The 18,186-nt window shown below is 34.6% G+C and carries 17 protein-coding genes; 13 read left to right on the top strand and 4 right to left on the bottom strand.

Annotation, left to right across the window (positions count from 1 at the left end; translation table 11 throughout):
* Window positions 1-429: 429 nt before the first annotated feature.
* The 3 genes from ACZZZI_RS01285 (at window position 430) to ACZZZI_RS01275 (ending at window position 4,427) form a co-directional block, all read left to right on the top strand.
* On the top strand, window positions 430-3,009 hold the full coding sequence (locus tag ACZZZI_RS01285; RefSeq protein ID WP_463488393.1) for a TonB-dependent receptor: 2,580 nt from the start codon (window positions 430-432) through the stop codon (window positions 3,007-3,009).
* A 292-nt stretch (window positions 3,010-3,301) separates the two neighbouring features.
* Window positions 3,302-3,895, top strand: coding sequence for an LOG family protein (locus ACZZZI_RS01280; RefSeq protein WP_424060172.1), 594 nt, complete (start codon window positions 3,302-3,304; stop codon window positions 3,893-3,895).
* Window positions 3,896-3,962: 67 nt separating this feature from the next.
* Window positions 3,963-4,427 (top strand): MaoC family dehydratase, encoded by a 465-nt coding sequence (locus tag ACZZZI_RS01275; protein WP_316761448.1) that lies wholly within the window; start codon window positions 3,963-3,965, stop codon window positions 4,425-4,427.
* 59 nt (window positions 4,428-4,486) lie between these two features.
* Here ACZZZI_RS01275 and ACZZZI_RS01270 read toward each other — a convergent pair whose 3' ends face one another.
* On the bottom strand, window positions 4,487-4,930 hold the full coding sequence (locus ACZZZI_RS01270; RefSeq protein WP_463488392.1) for a DUF2721 domain-containing protein: 444 nt from the start codon (window positions 4,928-4,930) through the stop codon (window positions 4,487-4,489).
* A gap of 186 nt (window positions 4,931-5,116) precedes the next feature.
* Here ACZZZI_RS01270 and ACZZZI_RS01265 point away from each other — a divergent pair, with 186 nt between their 5' ends.
* The 6 genes from ACZZZI_RS01265 to ACZZZI_RS01240 all read left to right on the top strand — a co-directional run bounded on the left by ACZZZI_RS01265 (window position 5,117) and on the right by ACZZZI_RS01240 (window position 12,456).
* Window positions 5,117-6,745 (top strand): acyl-CoA carboxylase subunit beta, encoded by a 1,629-nt coding sequence (locus ACZZZI_RS01265; RefSeq protein WP_463488391.1) that lies wholly within the window; start codon window positions 5,117-5,119, stop codon window positions 6,743-6,745.
* A 101-nt stretch (window positions 6,746-6,846) separates the two neighbouring features.
* Window positions 6,847-8,010, top strand: coding sequence for a dipeptidase (locus tag ACZZZI_RS01260; protein ID WP_463488390.1), 1,164 nt, complete (start codon window positions 6,847-6,849; stop codon window positions 8,008-8,010).
* A gap of 138 nt (window positions 8,011-8,148) precedes the next feature.
* A complete protein-coding gene (gene trxB / locus ACZZZI_RS01255) occupies window positions 8,149-9,105 on the top strand; it encodes a thioredoxin-disulfide reductase (RefSeq protein WP_344769201.1) in 957 nt (318 codons plus the stop codon).
* Window positions 9,106-9,487: 382 nt separating this feature from the next.
* Window positions 9,488-11,398 carry a beta-N-acetylhexosaminidase gene (locus ACZZZI_RS01250; RefSeq protein ID WP_463488389.1) on the top strand — a complete coding sequence of 637 codons (1,911 nt, stop codon included), beginning with the start codon at window positions 9,488-9,490 and terminating at the stop codon, window positions 11,396-11,398.
* A gap of 62 nt (window positions 11,399-11,460) precedes the next feature.
* Window positions 11,461-12,063, top strand: coding sequence for a hypothetical protein (locus tag ACZZZI_RS01245; RefSeq protein WP_344769205.1), 603 nt, complete (start codon window positions 11,461-11,463; stop codon window positions 12,061-12,063).
* 24 nt (window positions 12,064-12,087) lie between these two features.
* Window positions 12,088-12,456, top strand: coding sequence for a diacylglycerol kinase family protein (locus tag ACZZZI_RS01240; protein WP_463488388.1), 369 nt, complete (start codon window positions 12,088-12,090; stop codon window positions 12,454-12,456).
* Here ACZZZI_RS01240 and ACZZZI_RS01235 read toward each other — a convergent pair.
* From ACZZZI_RS01235 to ACZZZI_RS01225, 3 genes are read right to left on the bottom strand one after another with little or no spacing between them, the layout of a single operon-like run.
* Window positions 12,448-13,005, bottom strand: coding sequence for a DUF922 domain-containing protein (locus ACZZZI_RS01235; protein ID WP_463488387.1), 558 nt, complete (start codon window positions 13,003-13,005; stop codon window positions 12,448-12,450). The genes ACZZZI_RS01240 and ACZZZI_RS01235 overlap by 9 nt on opposite strands.
* A gap of 37 nt (window positions 13,006-13,042) precedes the next feature.
* Window positions 13,043-13,636: a hypothetical protein gene (locus tag ACZZZI_RS01230; RefSeq protein ID WP_316761478.1), complete on the bottom strand. Its 594-nt coding sequence runs from the start codon at window positions 13,634-13,636 to the stop codon at window positions 13,043-13,045.
* Window positions 13,623-14,120 carry an RNA polymerase sigma factor gene (locus ACZZZI_RS01225; RefSeq protein WP_316761481.1) on the bottom strand — a complete coding sequence of 166 codons (498 nt, stop codon included), beginning with the start codon at window positions 14,118-14,120 and terminating at the stop codon, window positions 13,623-13,625. Before ACZZZI_RS01225 ends, ACZZZI_RS01230 begins: the two co-directional genes overlap by 14 nt.
* A 160-nt stretch (window positions 14,121-14,280) precedes the next feature.
* Between ACZZZI_RS01225 and ACZZZI_RS01220 the strand changes: the two genes are divergently transcribed.
* From ACZZZI_RS01220 to ACZZZI_RS01205, 4 genes are all read left to right on the top strand, one after another.
* Entirely contained in the window at window positions 14,281-15,657 is a 1,377-nt protein-coding gene (locus ACZZZI_RS01220; protein WP_463488386.1) for a dicarboxylate/amino acid:cation symporter, read from the top strand.
* Between the two features lie 41 nt (window positions 15,658-15,698).
* Complete coding sequence (locus ACZZZI_RS01215; RefSeq protein WP_424060153.1) at window positions 15,699-16,199, top strand: hypothetical protein; 501 nt, start codon at window positions 15,699-15,701, stop codon at window positions 16,197-16,199.
* Between the two features lie 111 nt (window positions 16,200-16,310).
* Complete coding sequence (locus ACZZZI_RS01210) at window positions 16,311-16,673, top strand: BlaI/MecI/CopY family transcriptional regulator (RefSeq protein ID WP_316761488.1); 363 nt, start codon at window positions 16,311-16,313, stop codon at window positions 16,671-16,673.
* 4 nt (window positions 16,674-16,677) lie between these two features.
* A complete protein-coding gene (locus tag ACZZZI_RS01205) occupies window positions 16,678-18,153 on the top strand; it encodes a M56 family metallopeptidase (protein WP_463488385.1) in 1,476 nt (491 codons plus the stop codon).
* The last annotated feature ends 33 nt before the right edge of the window (window positions 18,154-18,186 follow it).

Genomic DNA, 18,186 nt, shown 5'->3' with positions numbered 1-18,186 from the left:
TATCCTTTTTAGCCTGTCATTCTGAGCGGAGTCGAAGAATAAGGGTAAAAAGATTTAGTGTAAAGCCAGACTACTGTAAAATATTAGCAGAAATACTGCTTTCAAAATCCTTATTTATCGTTTTCGAATAAGGGTTTTCTATTTATCAGAAGCTTTTAACAATACGATTTAAATGGCGTTAAATCCATTTGATTGAGCAAATATTCTAAATGAGCAGCAATTAAATTTTTACATTATGCAAAATAAAATTTGGTAGTTGTGTTTTTTTAATATATTTGCCTACTAAATCTATAGATTTAATGTAAATTAAAATGAAACATACTATTTTCCCCTCCCAACACTGTTGTTGCTGTCGTCTATTCGCTCAAACAAAACAAATTCGAAAGCAGCATTAATCCACTAAAATCTAACCCAATACCTAAATTCATCATGAAACAAAGTTTACTCATTCTATTTTCAATCATAATTTCTTCAAGTTTTGCCATTGCTCAAAATCCTGTAAAAGGAGTAGTAAAAGGTAGCAATGGCATCTCAATTCCAAATGCAACTATAAAAGTAAGGGGAACAAATATTTCGGTAAGTGCAGATACTGCTGGAGTATTTAGTATTAATCCCAAACAACAGCCTCCGTTTTACATTCAGGTAAGTTCGGTGGGGTATAAACCTCAGGATTTTCAAATATTAAATATTCAAGATACGCCCATCGAATTAGTATTGGTAGAAAATGCGCTATTAGACGAAATCGTTGTAACCTCAAGAAGACGGTCGGAAGTTTTACAAGATGTGCCTATTCCCATTACCGTAATTGGTGGGCAAGCAGCTGAAAATGCTGGTGCTTTTAATGTTAATCGTTTAAAAGAACTGGTTCCATCTGTACAGTTGTATGCATCGAACGCCAGAAATACTACTTTAAACATTAGAGGTTTAGGTTCTACCTTTGGGTTAACTAATGATGGTATTGATCCAGGTGTTGGTTTTTATGTAGATGGCGTTTATCAGGCTCGGCCAGCAGCAACATCGACAGATTTTATTGATATAGACCAGATTGAGGTAATTCGTGGCCCTCAGGGAACACTTTTTGGAAAAAATACAACTGCTGGTGCATTTAACATTACTACTAAAAAACCGAGTCAAATTCCAGGAGGAAAAGTGGAATTAAGTTTTGGTAATTATAATTTTATTCAGGCAAAAACCTCAATTACAGGTCCTGTGGCTAAAAATCTGGCGGCAAGATTGTCTATTTCAGGAACACAACGCGATGGTACGATTTACAATACAAGAGAACAACGTAGTTATAGCGGTCAAAATAATTTAGGTTTTAAAGGGCAGTTATATTACACACCATCAGATCGATTATCTGTATTATTAAGTGGTGATGCAAGCATTCAGCATCCAGCAGGTTATCCGTTAGTGATAGCAGGAGTTACAGCAACAGAAAGAAGCGCTTTCCGTCAATACGCCAGAATTGTTTCAGATTTAGGTTACAGCCAGCAGAAAGTAGATCCTTTTTCTAGAGAAATTAATACCAACACGCCTTGGAAACACAATCAATCTATTGGTGGTTTATCCGTAAATGTTGATTACAAAATAGGCGGAGGAACTTTAACTTCTACAACAGCATGGAGATTCTGGAATTGGGATCCAACTAACGATAGGGATTTTTCTGAGCTTGCTGCTCTTACCAAATCGCAAGGTAATTCTCGTCACGATCAATATTCACAAGAAATTAGATATGCTGGTAATTTAAGCGAAAAGCTAAGTGGTGTAATCGGTGTGTTTGCCCTTGCACAAAATTTAAAAGGTTTGGATCAAACAGAAGAAGTTGGTAAAGATCAATGGCGATTTGTACAAACAGCTAACACAGGAAGTCAGGCTTTATATTCGACCCCAGGGTTATTAGATGGTTTCGGAATTAAGACAAATTCTACAATTAAATCTTTAAGTGCTGCGGTTTTTGCACAGGTAGATTATGAAATTGTAAAGCATCTACACGTTTTACCAGGTATTCGTTTTACTTACGACAAAAAAGATGTTGATTACAGCAGAACAACTTATGGAGGTTTACAAACAACGGATGCTGCTTTGCTAGCACTTAAAGCAGCTGTTTATAGTAATCAACTATTTAATATCAATACGAATAATAATAATTTATCAGGGAACCTTACGGTTTCTTATCGCCCTACAGATAAAATTAATGCATACGGAACTTTTTCAACGGCTTATAAACCAGTTGGAGTTAATGTAGGTGGTTTGCCAACAACTTCTACAGGTGAGGCCGACTTAACTTTAGCGGTTGTAAAACCAGAATATGTTCAACATTATGAATTAGGAATTAAAACTAAACCAACTAAAGGTGCAATTTTAAATGTAACTGCATTTAATACAGATATTAAAGATTATCAAACTAATGTGCAATCGCCACAACTTGGTGTAAATAGAGGTTACTTAGCTAATGCAGAAAAAGTTAAGGTACGCGGTTTAGAAATAGATGGAACCTATCAATTAGAAAGATTTTTGACTCTAAATGCAGCTGTGGCTTACCTTGATGGCAAGTATGTTAAATTTACAAATGCACCATTGCCTTTAGAAGAAACGGGACATACAGAAATTATTAACGGAGTATCTACTCAGGTTGCTTTTAAAGATGCATCGGGAGGCAGACTGCCAGGTATTTCGAAATGGAATACTTCTGGTGGTGCGGAGTTTAGTATAAAAGGAAATTTAGCGACAAAAGAAGGCAGGTATTTTATTGCTGGCGATATCAGCTATCGTTCAGATTATTCTTCCAACCCAACGCCGTCAAGAGTTTTAAATGTTAGTGGTTATTCGTTAATTAATGCTCGATTAGGTTTTAAATCGGATAAATTCTCGCTGTTCGCGTGGAGCAGAAACATTGGTAATAAAAACTACTTCGAACAATTGCAAGCTGCTGCAGGCAACTCAGGTTTATACGCTGGGGTACTCGGCGATCCAAGATCATACGGTTTAACTTTGCGTTATGCTTTTTAGTATTTTACGTGTAGGTATATTTACCCATTAGAATAAAAATCTTTTTTCTCTCTTATATTTGGTTAAAAGGCGTCGATTTATTCGGCGCTTTTTTGTTAAAAGGATTATTTATTATTTTACGTTTATAGGCTTCTTTGCAATGAGAACTTGCAATGATAGAAGGTTAGAAATTAAAATTAACTATTGAAATTACTTTCGAAAAAGCTGAAAAAAGGTTAATTAACAGCTATGTGCAGAATTAAAATTTACAGAGCGACGATAAAATCTTAACTTCGGTAAATTTTAAATTTAAATGAATAAGCTTAGAGCAGTTTGTGTATACTGTGGTTCTAATTTTAATGGTGACGTAACCCTACGTAAAGCCATTAAACAATTAGCAGAAACACTTGTAAAACAAGAAATAAGATTGGTTTATGGTGGTGGAAGTGTAGGAGTTATGGGTGTTCTAGCCAATGATATTTTAGAGTTGGGTGGTTTGGTAACTGGCGTTATTCCGCAGTTTTTGATGGATAAAGAAGTCGGTCATAAGGGCGTTACAGAAATGATTGTAACAGAAAATATGCATCAACGGAAACAAAAAATGGCCGATTTAAGCGATGGATTTGTAATTTTGCCTGGCGGTTTTGGTACCCTTGAAGAGTTTTTTGAAGTACTTACCTGGCTGCAGTTAGGTTTACATAACAAACCAATAGGTGTTTTAAACGTAAATGGTTTTTACGATCCGTTATTTGCGCAAATGGAAATGATGGTGCAAAGCAAATTTCTTAAACCAGCCAATCGCGATTTGGTGTTCAACGAATCGGATGCTGAAACCTTGATCGATAAAATGGATAATTTTTCTGCCGTTCCAGACGAAGTTTGGTTTAGAGATAGAAACTTAACATAAGAAATTATCAGTATAACAATAAACAATTTTAAAACCGCTAAATACAGGGCGACAAAAATATATTACAATGCAAATTATTACTTCTCATGCCGAGTTTGAACAATTTCTTGGTAAAGAATTAGGTGTTTCTTCTTGGCACACTATTAATCAAGAACAAATTAACAAGTTTGCTGATGCAACTTTAGATCATCAATGGATTCACGTTGATGAAGAAAGAGCGCAAAACGAAGGTCCGTTTAAAGCTACTATTGCTCACGGTTATTTAACGCTTTCGCTAATTCCATATTTATGGAAAGAGATTGTTGATATTCAGAATTTAAAAATGGAAATTAACTATGGCATCGAAAGTTTGAGATTTGCGCAACCTGTAATTGTTAATAGCAAAATTAGATTAAAAGCAAAACTCTCATCAATTGTAAATTTACGCGGTGTAACTAAAGTACACATGGGTATTGAAATGGAAATTGAAGACCAAAAGAAACCTGCGTTCACAGCAGAGGTAGTGTTCTTATATCACTTTATCACAGCTTAATAGCTTGCATTTTTTTGCCATCTAAGGAGCATTATTAGTAATAGTTCCTCAGGTGGTATTTATTCTTTCTTGAATTTCTTTTTAATAAAACCACTGATAGATTCTTCTTCTAAATCTTCGAGTGTGCTTAATTCTAGTTCTAAAGCTTTGGTGCTAATTTGAATTTCGATTAGTGAAATAATTAAAGATACCATGAAAAATACTAAGCTCAGGGCAAAAAGTATTTCTGCAACAATATTCCATTCCAGATAAATAAAGAACATACAAAAAAGGCAGCTTGCAAAACTCAAAACGCCAAAAGCCTGCATATTTTTTATAAGTCTTAATCGGTATCTAAGATTTTTTATTTGATTTTGAAGGCCAATATTTTTTTCTCCCTCTTCATATTTAACTTTTAAACTTCTTACCAAAGCCGCTAACGCCAAAAATCGATTAGTATAAGCTAACATAATTAAACTAATAGCAGGAAATAATAATGCTGGGATATTTACGGTGAGTTCCATGGTTAGCGTTTGCATCAAAAATATTATTTTAAATGATATTTAACCTTAAGGATGCAAAGTTTTTTAGTCATAATTCCTTGAGCACTTCGCATTACCACTTAGCAAAGTTTGTGATTAAAAACGAAGTTAGACCAGAAACCGTTTTGGTCGCCACGCTTTTTATAAAAATAAATTTAAATTGCCTGCATGAATATCGAATTCAATAAAAACGAGGATGTGAACAAGCAGCTGGTTTATGAGCTGAAAACCAAACTCAAAAAAATATATCAAGGTGGCGGAGAAAAAAATGCTGCCAAGCAAAAAGAAAAAGGAAAATTATTAGCTCGTGAGCGAATTAATTATCTCATTGATAAAGATTCTAACTTTTTAGAAATTGGGGCTTTTACTGCCGACGGAATGTATGCAGAGCAAGGTGGTTGTCCATCTGCAGGCGTAGTTTGTGGTATCGGTTATGTAAGCGGCAGGCAATGTATGATTGTAGCTAACGACGCAACAGTTAAAGCTGGTGCTTGGTTCCCTATGACTGCCAAGAAAAATCTTCGTGTGCAGGAAATTGCAATGGAAAACCGTTTACCAGTAATTTATCTGGTGGATAGTGCAGGGGTTTATTTGCCAATGCAAGATGAAATTTTTCCCGATAAGGAACATTTCGGTAGGATGTTTCGGAATAATGCGATTATGTCTTCAGAAGGAATTGTTCAGATTTCGGCAATTATGGGGGCTTGTGTAGCTGGCGGTGCATATTTGCCAATTATGAGCGATGAAGCCATGATTGTTGATAAAACTGGTTCGGTGTTTTTGGCTGGTTCGTACTTGGTAAAATCGGCTATTGGCGAGGAGGTAGATAACGAAACTTTAGGCGGCGCAACAACGCATTGCGAAATTTCTGGAGTAACTGATTATAAGCACCCAAATGATGAGGCTTGTCTGGATAGCATCCGCAACATTATGAATATGTTAGGTTCGCCACAGAATGCAGGTTTTGATAGAATAAAGGCTGCTAAACCCAAAGAAAAAGAGGAAGAATTGTATGGAATTATTCCAGAAAACCGCGACAAGCAATATGAGATAATGGATGTTATTAACCGCTTGGTTGATCATTCTGAATTTGAAGAATATAAACAAGGTTACGGGCAAAGTATTGTTTGTGGCTTAGGTCGTATTGATGGTTGGGCGGTTGGAATTGTAGCTAACCAGCGAAAGGTTGTAAAATCGAAAAAAGGAGAGATGCAGTTTGGCGGCGTGATATACTCTGATAGTGCCGACAAAGCGGCTCGTTTCATCATGAACTGTAACCAGAAAAAAATTCCTTTAGTATTTTTGCAGGATGTTACAGGTTTCATGGTTGGAAGTCGTTCGGAGCATGGTGGTATTATTAAAGATGGTGCCAAAATGGTTAATGCAGTAGCTAACTCAGTTGTTCCAAAATTTACTATTGTAATGGGCAACTCTTATGGTGCAGGTAATTACGCTATGTGTGGTAAAGCCTACGATCCTCGGTTAATTTACGCCTGGCCAACAGCAAAAATTGCAGTTATGGGCGGTGCTCAGGCAGCAAAAACATTGTTACAAATTCAAGAGGCATCTTTAAAAGCAAAAGGCGAAGTCATCACACCCGAAAAAGAAGCAGAATTGCTAAAAGAAATTACCGATAAATACGATAGTCAAACTACTCCATACTATGCTGCATCACGACTTTGGGTTGATGGAATTATAGATCCTTTAGAAACCAGAAAAGTGATTTCGATGGGCATTGAAGCTGCGAATCAATCGCCAATTACCAAAAAATTTAATGTCGGAATTTTTCAAACATAAATTCATAAAACTGTAAGGAATTTAAATTTGCTTAGGCGTTTTTTTATTTCTACATAGTAGATGTTTTGTTAACTGGATACTAAAAGCTTTATATTTAAAATATGAAAATCTCCCTGCTGTTTATTGTATTCGCTTTATTGCAAACTAATCTTTATGCTCAAAACTCTCATAAAATTCATCAAGATGCTATAATTATAGATACGCATGGCGATATTCTGTTTAATCAGATAAAGTCTGGAATTGATATAGGAAAACTTCAGCCTAAAGGAAATTTCGATTTAGTTAGGGCAAAAAAGGGCGGTTTAGATGTACAGTTTTTTTCAATCTGGTGCGATGAAACTGGTGGTTATGCTGTTGCTAATCAAGAAATTGATTCCTTGTATAGTTTAATTAAAAGATATCCTGATAAAATACAACTCGTAACTACAGCCGCTGATTTAGAAAAGGCAGTTAAGCAAAATAAACTGGCGGCTATGATTGGCGTAGAAGGCGGACACATGATTGAAAACCGATTAGATTATATTGACAGTTTAGCTAAACGCGGTATGGCTTATCTTACTTTAACCTGGAATAATAGCACATCCTGGTCAAGCTCGGCAGCCGAAGAAACCACAGGTAAAGTAAAAGCTCAAAATGCAGGTTTAAATGATTTTGGGAGGCAGGTTGTACTACGATTAAATAAACTTGGCGTAATGGTCGATTTATCTCATGTAGGTGAAAAAACCTTTTATGATGCTATTTCTGCAAGTTCGAAGCCTGTAATTGTTTCTCATAGTTGTGCTTATGCATTAAATCCTGTTCCTCGTAATTTAAAAGATGAACAAATAAAAGCAGTTGGTAAAAATGGGGGAGTTATTAGTATAAATTTTTATAGTGGATTTTTAGATTCTACATTCAATAATAAACAGAAAGCTTTCCTGGCCAAATATGATAACGAACTTAAAATTTTGAGCGCTAAATATGGTAGGAGCAATGGTATAGATAGTTTGATTTTTAATCATCCAAAAGAAGCCGAAGCAATTCGACCACCAATATCGTTGTTGGTAAAACACATAAATCACATTGTAAAATTAATCGGAATAGATTATGTAAGTTTAGGAGCAGATTTTGATGGTGCAGAATCTTTTCCGATAGGTATAAATAGCGTAGCTGATTATCCGAAAATAACAGCAGAATTAGTTAAAAGTGGTTATTCTGACAGTGATATCAAGAAAATTCTTGGCGGAAATGTAATTCGGGTTTTAAAGGCCAATAAAGGAAAATAACAACCTTACTAGTCAAGAATAAAGATAATTTTCTAGGTTACTGTTAATAAGTAAACTATGTTGACAATGCGCACTTGCCAACAATTGTTTAAAGAGTTAAATTTGTAATCAATATTCGAATTTCAAACACACAATATAATGTCACAAGAAAACGAACACGTTCAGTGTTTAATTATAGGTTCAGGTCCTGCTGGTTACACGGCAGCAATTTATGCAGCAAGAGCCGATTTAAAGCCCATTATGTACACTGGTATGCAAGCTGGCGGCCAGTTAACACAAACAACTGATGTAGAAAATTTCCCTGGTTATCCACAAGGAATTATGGGCCCAGAAATGATGGAAGACTTCCGTAAACAAGCAGAACGTTTCGGTACAGATATCCGCTTTGGTTATGTAAGTTCAGTAGATTTTTCTTCAACACCACACAAAGTTGTGGTCGATGAAATTAAAACAATTACTGCTGATACCGTAATTATTGCCACAGGTGCAACAGCAAAATGGTTGGGCTTACCAAGTGAGCAACAATATAATGGTTTTGGGGTTTCCGCTTGTGCCGTGTGCGATGGTTTCTTCTTTAAAGGACAAGATGTCGCAATCGTTGGTGCGGGCGATACCGCTGCAGAAGAAGCAACTTATCTAGCTAAACTTTGTAAAACAGTTCATTTATTGGTTCGTAGAGATGAGTTTAGAGCATCGAAAACAATGGTTGCCCGTGTTTTAGCAACACCAAATATTGTTGTTCATTACAATACCGAAACTGAAGAAATTTTGGGTAATGGTAAAAATGTAACTGCAGTTAAAGTTATCGATAACAAAACAAATATTACATCAGAAATTCCTGTTGAGGGTTTCTTCGTGGCTATTGGTCACAAACCAAATACCGACATTTTCAAAGGCCAGTTGGATATGGATGAAACAGGTTATTTAGCCACCAAACCAGGATCTACCTTAACCAACATTGAAGGTGTTTTCGCTTGTGGCGATGTACAGGATATGTATTACAGACAAGCAGTTACAGCTGCGGGTTCTGGTTGTATGGCTGCTCTCGATGCAGAGAGGTATCTAGCTGCTAAAGAACATCCAATCGAAGCATAAAATCATTTAAAATATTTAATAAAGAGAAATCTGAATAAGGTTTCTCTTTTTTTGTAAAGCAAGATTTAGGCAATTTTTAAAGCTGCTTCAGGCTTTACGCTATATCTTTTAGCTGCACGCAAACCTGTCCTCAAGCCGCTAAAAGTATGTCGCTGCAATCCTGTTTATTGCAGTTAATACAGTAATTCTTGGGTTAGTTTTTCCCACCAGGTTGTTTCAAAAAGCAATTCACTTACAGGTAATTTTGAGCAGGCAAAACCTTTGTTAATAACTGCAAACAAACGTTTGACTGGGTTTGTAACGAAAAAGTGAGGTTCAGTTTCTTTTTGTAATCTCTATCTTAGTTTGAAATAAATTAAATTATCTTAACCTAAATCAAACCATGAACAAAGCATTCTCGATTTTTATTGGCGTATTAATCAGCACTAGTGCATTTGCGCAGCTTGATCCCAACCTCGGGATTATCCCTGCTCCAGTTTCCGTTACCAGAGCAAACGGCAATTTTATTTTAGATAAAACAACTGTTTTAATTAATCAAAGCATCGACGGCGCAAAGATGGCTGATTTATTAAACGCATTCGTAGTTACAAAAGCAGGTTTTGCATTACGCGAAACTAAAATCGCACAGCCAAATCAAAAAAGCATTGTTTTAACTTCAGCAGGAGCAGATAAATTACCTGCAGAAGGTTACACAATCAAAGTTACACCAACACAAATCGTACTTACAGGTAAAGGCGCAGGTTTATTTTATGCCGTTCAATCGGTTATGCAAATGTTACCAAGCAAAACTGGCGATAAAATTATAGTTCCAGCGGTTGACATTAATGATTATCCTCGTTTTGGTTACAGAGGAACAATGCTCGATGTAAGTCGTCATTTTTTTCCAATTTCATTTATTAAAAAATATTTGGATCAATTGGCTTACTATAAAATTAACACCTTCCACTGGCATTTAACTGATGACCAAGGTTGGAGATTAGAAATAAAAAAATATCCAAAATTAACTACAGTAGGTTCGTCTAGAAATGGTTCCATTATTGGTAATTACCCTGGAAATGGTAATTATTTAACCGAAGTAAAAGGATTTTACACGCAGGATGAAGCCAAAGAAATTGTAAGATATGCGGCCGAAAGATATATAACGGTTATTCCAGAAATTGAATTACCTGGTCATGCATCGGCGGCAATTGCTGCTTATCCAGAATTAAGTTGTTTTCCAGATAGAGATACATTCGTAAGTGATAAAACACCGTGGTCGGGTAGTAGAAAAGGAAAACAAGTACAGCAAACATGGGGTGTTTTTGATGATATTTTCGTTCCATCAGAAAATACATTTACGATGTTAAATAATATCCTTGATGAAGTAATTGCGATTTTTCCATCAAAATATATTCACATCGGTGGTGATGAAGCTCCGAAAACTTACTGGAAAGAATCGCCATTTTGCCAAGCTTTAATGAAAGAAAAAGGCTTAAAAGATGAGCATGAATTACAAAGCTATTTTATTCAAACTATAGAGAAACACGTTAACGGAAAAGGTCGTTCGATTATTGGTTGGGACGAAATTTTAGAAGGTGGTTTGGCCCCAAATGCAACTGTAATGAGTTGGAGAGGTGAAGATGGTGGAATTGCTGCAGCCCAACAAAATCACGATGTAATTATGACACCAGGTTCAATGGGTTTATACATCGATCATAAACAGTCTAACTCACCAGATGAGCCTGTAACAATTGGAGGATTTGCACCTTACCAAAAGATTTATGGCTACGATCCAGTTCCGAAAGTTTTAACAGCAGATCAAAGAAAATATATAAAAGGCGTTCAGGCTAATATGTGGACAGAATATATCAAAACGCCAGAAAAAGCAGAAAATCATGCTTTTCCGCGTATAATGGCATTATCTGAAATTGCCTGGAGTCCTGTAGAGCGTAAAGATTTAAAGAATTTTGCTGAAGAACGTTTACCTGCTCACTTAGCCCGTTTAGATAAGATGAATATTAATTTTTGGATTCCTACACCAATCGGACAGAGTGATAAACCATTAACTGGTGGCGATTTTACCATCGATTTAAAAGTCCCAGTTGTTGGCGGAAAAATCTATTATTCTTTAGATGGTTCTCGACCTTCTGAAAATGCATTTTTATATACTGCACCTGTAAAAGTAACTGTTCCGCAAGGCGAAAAAAGAACTTTAAGAACAATAGTTATTGCACCAAGTGGCAGAAGAAGTGTTACAAGCGAAACCATTTTAAATAATGGTGCTCCAGAGGTTAAGGCAGAAGCGAAGAAATAAAATCTTTTGTTTTAAAAAGCTATTTTCTTAATTTGGTACAACATAAAATTGTCCCCAATAAAATGAAAATAAAAAATTATACATTACAGCATCTTTTGCTTTTGGCAGGGATGCTGTTTTGTTTTGCATGCTCCGAAGCCGAACCTGTAAAAGAAGTTAGAATTGATAATCCAAAAACGGAGAAAAACCCTTTTAAATTTTATAAAGATATTGAAGTAAAACCTGGGCTCAATTTCGAAATTGTAAGTTGGGGAAAAGGCGTAGACTCTATAGGTGGTTATCAAATTTTGATGTCTGATTCGGTTAAAAGTGTTTATAAGTCAGAAGCTGCTGAAAGGAAAGGAGTAATGACTGATGCCTGGAATATGGATTTGGATAATGATGGAGCTCCTGAAATTTATATCCAGCTTTTAAGTAAAAAAAATGTACTCGATTTAAATGTTTTCGAATATTCTGGTGGTAATTTTAATAAAATAAGTTTTCCTTCATTAAGTTCAAATCAAAAGAAAGGTTATATTGGTGATGATAAATTTTTTATAAAAAATGGTGATTTATTTCGCTCTTTTCCTGTTAAGGATGAAGCTGATTCTACTAAAAAAATAATTAAAACATATCAATATAAATTAAGCGGAAACAGTTTTTCAACCAGCGAAGTTAAACCTTAAATTACATCCTTTGTAGGTTATAAAATGAAAGATAAAGAGTTTTCAATCATTGCGAGAGTCAAGAGCTTTAAACATGCTTTTAATGGTTTAAAATTATTTTTTACAAATGAGCATAATGGATGGGTTCATCTTTTAGCGGCAGTTTTAGCAATAGCACTATCTTTATATTTAAACTTATCGGCTTTAGAATGGATTGCAATTATCTCGGCGATAGCAATCGTTTTCGCAGCAGAAATATTCAATTCTGCAATAGAAAAATTGGCTGATGTTGTTACTTCTGAAATCAATCCCCAAATAAAAATTGTTAAAGATTTAGCAGCGGCTGGAGTATTAGTTACTGCAATTTTAGCGGTTTTGATTGGCGCTATAATTTTTTTACCAAAATTATTTTAGCTCAGAAGCTGCTTTAGATTCTTCCATTTTATCGCTGATTATTTTATCCCATCGGTCCTGCATTTTATGATTGCTGCCATGTTCAGTTTCTTCATCATAGTTTTTCTGCATGGTGTCGAAGTAGTTACTAATTTCGTTGGCTAATTGTGAGATTTGAGCCTTGTAGTTTTTAACGGAATAGTTGCGATTCTTTAAAACCCGATCGGCTTCCATTAATAAAACATATTGAATATTTACATGGCCTTGTTCATGATGCAAAAGGTTTTGTCTCGATTCTTCAGTTTTAACTTTATCGAGCTTAACCCACGAACGGCTTTTATCAATGCTTATTTCATTTTGCAGCTTTATTTCAACGCGGTTACGATAAACAGTAGAACCGTAACTATACTTCCAGGTCATCGCGGTAAGCGCATAAAAAGGAGAATTGTTATCAGGCTTACCTTTAAAATGTATATTCCAATCTAGCTGAACGGGTTCTGTAAAATCCTGTTTAAAAGAAACTAGTGGTATAATTAGTAGAGATAAAAATGCAATAAGCAGGTTTTTCATAGAATTAATCTATTGAAAAAACCGTGCCTAAATTATCTTATTCCGAAATTTGTCCGCTTATGCGCTCAAATTTTTCGATCAATAATGAGATTCTTTCTTTTTCACGTTTGATTACTGCTTTCCTTAAAATTGTAGAACAGAAAAGCATCCATAAAAAAGTTAAACCAACTGCGATAACCTTTTGAGCCATATTAAAATAAGCCAAAATTTCTACAAAATAGAATATAATGCCTAATGATAAAGCGATAACATAAAACCAATATAGCGAGTTGTAAAGCTTGTAACGGTTTAATTGATAGGTTTTTAAGTTGTTAAGATATTCATTAGGGTGAACCGTGAAATCAGTTTTTGAGATTAACCTGTAATCACGATAAAGAATTAAGGTATAAACACCAATTGCTATAATAGTTATGCTAATGCCCACGTGTGTAGTCCACGATTCGAAATGGTAAAATATCCACAAAGCAGCAATGGCTATAAACGAAGCAAGCATGCCCAGGATATTTAAAGCCGATTTTAGCTTTAATCCATTTACTTCTTTTTTAGCTTGTTGTAACATTTCATCAGCAGAAACCTTAACTTCTACCTCGTGCTTTTGCCACAACTCCTGTATTTGATCAAACGCTTGCATACTGGTTATATAGTTCTGTTAATTTTTGTTTAATACGGTGGATTTTCACTCTTAAATTGCCTTCGCTAATACCTGAAATATCTGCAATTTCGTGATATGGTAACTCATCCAAAACCATGGTGATAATTAAACGATCATTTTCTTCGAGTTTGGAAATGCAGGTATAGAGAAGCGCAACCTGCTCATTCTTTTCAGAAAATTCTTCGATTTTACTTTCGATTATATTATCAGTTAACTCGTCTTTTGCCTGTCTTTTTTCTGAACGCAAATAGGTTAAACAAGTGTTAACGGCAATTCTATATATCCAGGTAGAGATAAGAGATTTGTTTCTGAATTTATCGAGGTTTTGCCAAACTTTTAAAAATGTTTCCTGTAAAAGATCATTTGCTGAATCAGTATCGCCAGTATAACCGTAACATAAATGGAATATTTTTTTGGAATTCGAATCGAAAATCTCTTTAAATAGCTTATCTTTTTGTTCCATTTACTAGGTTATAATTGCGTTTTAGATGTTTGATTGCGTTTTTTGTTACAGGATAGCCAAAATTATATTAATTTTTTGTTATCGCAGAAATCAAAATTTGTTACAAGCGGTAAATATCGTAGTTTTACCGAATTAACAGGGCCACAAACTTATATCATTCATGAAGAAAAACAAACTCACGCTTTTTATTTTTATTGCGCTGATTGCAGGAATTGCTTTAGGCTACATTCTAAATGTTAATTCTATTAATGTTTATAATCAAAATATACTTAACGCTGATGCAAAAGTTAAAAACATAGAAGTTAGCATTGCAAAATCTACCGATACCACAACTGCTCAGTTTACTCAACTCAAAGTTGATAAAAAGTTAAATGCTAAAATCAAAAAAGAGAACGAAGAAATTCGCGAAAAAAAACTGGAGTATTTTACTCTGTTAAGCGATATTTTCCTTCGACTAATAAAAATGATTGTTGCTCCATTAGTATTTACAACTTTAGTAGTTGGAGTTGCAAAGGTTGGCGATGTTAAAGCTGTAGGAAGAATTGGCGGTAAAACGCTTGGCTGGTTTATGGCAATGTCGTTAATGTCGCTGGTTTTGGGGATGATATTGGTTAATCTGTTCGAACCAGGAAGACACATGAAGTTATCGCTTCCAGATCATTTGGTTAATACAGGAATTCAAAAAGCATCAATGAGTGTTAAAGACTTTATTGCCCACGTTTTTCCTAAGAGTATTGCCGAATCTATGGCAACTAACGAAATCTTGCAGATTGTTGTTTTCTCGTTATTCTTTGGTGTGGCAACAGCTGCAATTGGCGATTTGGGTCAGGTTGTAATTAAAGCTTTTGATGCCATTGCTCATGTTATTTTAAAAATGACTGGTTATGTAATGAACTTTGCACCATTGGCCGTTTTTGGCGCAATGACTGCAATTATTGCTAAACAAGGCCTATCTGTATTAAATACATATGCAATTTTTATTGGCGAGTTTTATCTCGGTTTAGGTATTCTGTGGGCCGTATTAATTTTCTTAGGATTTTTAGTTCTCAAAAAACGTATTTTCCGATTAGTCAACGATATGAAAGAGCCTGCTTTACTTGCTTTTAGTACAGCAAGTAGTGAAGCGGCTTACCCTAAAACGATGATGCTTTTAGAGCGTTTTGGATGTAAAGATAAAATTGTAAGTTTTGTTTTGCCGCTTGGTTATTCTTTTAATTTAGATGGCTCGATGATGTACATGACGTTTGCTTCGCTGTTTATAGCGCAAGCCTATGGGATTCATTTAAGTTTTGAACAACAAATATCAATGCTTTTAATTTTAATGCTTACCAGTAAAGGTATTGCAGGCGTGCCCAGAGCATCTCTTGTAGTAATTGCGGGTACAATTGCAAGTTTTAATATTCCAGAAGCTGGTTTGGCTTTGCTTATCGGTATAGATCCACTATTAGATATGGGCCGATCGGCAACAAATGTTGTGGGTAACAGTATCGCAACAGCGGTAGTTAGTAAGTGGGAAGGCGAATTAAAAGACGCATAAACCTAAAAGTTTAATCATTCAAATAATCAAAAATAAATAAAGTGTCAAGTAGAGGAAAAAAGATATTTTTAGCGCTCACCATCATCGTTCCGATGATTATTTATTGTTACATATATTATAAGCCAATTATCCAAAATGCTCCATTTCGTAAAAAGGATTTTGTTTCAATGGATTATAAATGGGGAGTTAAAGATCCTTTAGAAAATCAATATAATTCTGCAGATAGTTCTTATCAATATGTAAACAGTCGCGATTCAATCATTCGAAAAAAAGTGCCTTTAAATAGCGATGACATTTTATATATCCATAGTAAGGCAAATGAATTAGGTCTTTGGAATTTTCCAGATACGATTGGAACAAAGAGTTCAAAATCAATGAGCATTCCTCGTTACGATATGTTTTTTAAGTACAAAGAAAAATCCAAGCATGTTGTGGTTTATGGCGATTTTGATGGCAATCCAAAACTTTTAGATGCCGCCATGCAAATGAGGAAAATAATTGAAGAAACTTTAAACCAGGCAGAGAAGAGAAGCGGTAAATAAAAACTGTTCTACAATCTTTAAAAGCATTAATAAAATACCAAACATCAGTATTTTATTAATGCTTTTTTGTTTTAAGATGATTTCGTATATTTACGATATATTCGTAATTAAATGGAGAAGTTAACTTTACAGGAAGAAGAAGCAATGCTGGCCGTTTGGCAGGTTGGAAAAGGCTTTATTAAAGATTTTATGGATGTTTTGCCAGAGCCCAAACCACCATATACAACTTTAGCATCAACGGTGAAAAACCTCGAACGCAAAGGTTTTTTAGTTAGCGAACGCTTTGCAAATGCAAACCGATACAGCGCAAAAGTTAAGGAAACAGAATACAAAAAGCGTTTTATGAATGGCTTCGTAAATAATTATTTTCAAAGCTCGTATAAAGAGTTGGTTGCTTTTTTTGCCAAGGATAAAAAGATAAGTGCGGAAGAACTAAAAGAGATAATTAACCTCATCGAAAATCCTGAAAAGTAATGTTATGCCACATTTCTTTCTAATCTTATTTAAAATTAATTTGGTTCTCTTGCTTTTCGCAGCAGCTTACCACCTGGTTTTACGCAAACTTACTTTCTATACTATTAATAGAATTTTTTTGCTTTTTGGAATACTTTTCTCAACCGCGTATCCATTTATCAACTTAACAGAGTTTTTTGGAAATAATGAGGTATTGCCTGCTTTTGTTCCAGGATTAAATCAAAACGTTGAAGCTTTGGCTAAAATCGATTTTTTTGACCTAATGTGGCATAGCTTAACGTTTGTATTTTATGTGGGTATGCTTTTTATGGCTTTCAGATTATTGATTCAGTTTATATCGCTAAGCCGAGTGCACAAGAATTCAAAGCCAGGGTTAATTGAGAGCCAAAAAGTTAGAATTTTAAGTGATGAAGTGAGCCCTTTTTCATTTTGGCAAACCATTTATGTTAATCCGATTTTACATAAAAAAGAAGATTTAAATAACATTATTGAGCATGAAAAAGTACATGTCGAAGAACTACATACCATCGATATTATTCTAACCGAGATAAGTTTGGTTTTTTATTGGTTCAATCCTGGTATTTGGTTGATGAAAAAGGCAGTTCGCGAAAATATAGAGTTTATTACCGATGCTAAAATTTTAAATAAAGGAATAGATAAAAAAGCATATCAATATAGGTTGTTAGATGTTGGAACATTAAGACCATCAGTTGCAATTGTTAATAATTTTAATCTTTCTGATTTAAAAAAGAGAATAAAAATGATGAACGCTAAACGCTCATCAAAAGTTAACTTAACAAGGTATATGTTTGTTTTGCCTGTTCTACTGTGCATTACGCTTGCTTTTACAATTGATAAGAAAGCTGTTCAAACTAAAATATTGCCCATAGAAAAGATTTTTATCGAGATTTTACCAAAAATCGATGTTAAAGAAAAACGTAACCGCAAAGTTTTAAATAAGCGAAAAAGTGCAGGTCAACCAAAAATTGAAACAAAGCAACAAGAATTGAATATTAATAAAGATACCATAGCATTAGATGTTGTGTTTAAAAGCATGGAAGATTTAGCTTTAGTAAAGGATAAAGAAGGATCTAAAAAAAGTTTTATTACGAAGTTCTTTTTTAATACTGGTGATACAATCCATACCGAAAATAAACCCGATGTAAAAAATATAATCATCAGAATTAAAAAATCGGAAGATGAAAATAGAGCTGCCGAGCCATTAAAGGCAGTTAATTTTATTCATCTAACAAGCATGGCAAATGTATCGAAAGATAGTTTGGGGGCACTTAAAAAAGTTTACACCTATACAAATACTATTACGATGGATGTGGGTGCAAAGCGTGCTAAAACTTTTACTTATATTTTAAATGGAAATGAGATTTCGCAGAAAGAAATTTCGAAAATAATGCCCGATGAAATTTTAAGCATAACCTTGAATAAAGAAGGGATTATGAATCTTAAAACAAAAAATAAATAAAATAACAAAGCCTCTGTTACCCAGAGGCTTTGT

The sequence above is a fragment of the Pedobacter sp. AC190 genome (assembly GCF_979258025.1).
The sequence above is the reverse complement of the archived record's forward strand: the minus strand, read 5'-3'. Positions and strand labels throughout refer to the sequence as shown.